Source organism: Escherichia sp. E10V10 (assembly GCF_004211985.1).
Lineage (GTDB): Bacteria > Pseudomonadota > Gammaproteobacteria > Enterobacterales > Enterobacteriaceae > Escherichia.
This window is the reverse complement of record NZ_RHJO01000052.1, coordinates 1-820: the sequence shown is the minus strand read 5'-3', so window position 1 is coordinate 820 and position 820 is coordinate 1. Positions and strand designations below refer to the sequence as shown.

2 protein-coding genes are annotated in these 820 nt (G+C 58.8%); both read left to right on the top strand.

Annotated features, from left to right (window positions below):
* Positions 1–358 (top strand): hypothetical protein (locus D9736_RS23175; RefSeq protein ID WP_096951161.1); only part of this gene is annotated, 358 nt, incomplete at its 5' end.
* Positions 358–820 (top strand): phage baseplate assembly protein V (locus D9736_RS23170; RefSeq protein WP_130259261.1); only part of this gene is annotated, 463 nt, incomplete at its 3' end. The genes D9736_RS23175 and D9736_RS23170, both read left to right, overlap by 1 nt.

Here is an 820-nt window from a genome sequence, read left to right as displayed (position 1 = left end):
TTACCGTCCGATGTATATCAGACAGACAGGGCAGGCTACGGGGGCAGGCTGTATTGCCCGTGCGGACTTTGAAGCCCGACAACGGGCGGCGCGGACGGATGAAACCACCTATGTGGTGCAGGGCTGGCGACAGGGTAACGGTACGCTGTGGCAGCCCAACCAGCGGGTGATTGTCTTTGATCCGGTCTGTGGTTTCGACAATACCGAACTGCTTGTTTCGGAAGTCACGTTTACTCAGGACCAGAACGGCACCCTGACGGAAATCCGTGTCGGCCCACCTGATGCTTATCTGCCTGAACCCGAAGCCCCCGGCGCGCGGAAAAAGAAAAAAGCCAGAGTACAGGAGGACCCGTTCTGATGAGGACGATTGAAGCCATGCAGCGACAACTCCTCGGCCTGATTGGGCGGGCCGTGGTGAAAAGCATCAGTGCCGCCACGAAATGTCAGACCGTGGATGTGTCCCTGATTGCCGGTGAACCCAAAGCCGGGGTTGAACATCTTGAACCCTACGGTTTTACCGCAAGGGCAAACAGCGGTGCGGAAGCGGTGGTGTTGTTTCCGGATGGCGACCGTTCTCATGCGGTGGTTGTTACGGTGTCGGACCGGCGCTACCGCCTGAAAGGGCTGCAGACGGGGGAGGTGGCTGTCTATGACGATCAGGGGCAGTCCGTGACGCTGACCCGGGAGGGGATCGTGGTGGACGGTGCAGGTAAAACGATCACGTTTCGCAATGCGCCTAAGGCACGTTTTGAAATGGACCTGGAAGTGACAGGACAGGTGAAAGACCTGTGCGACTCCGGCGGCACCACCATGTCAGCGA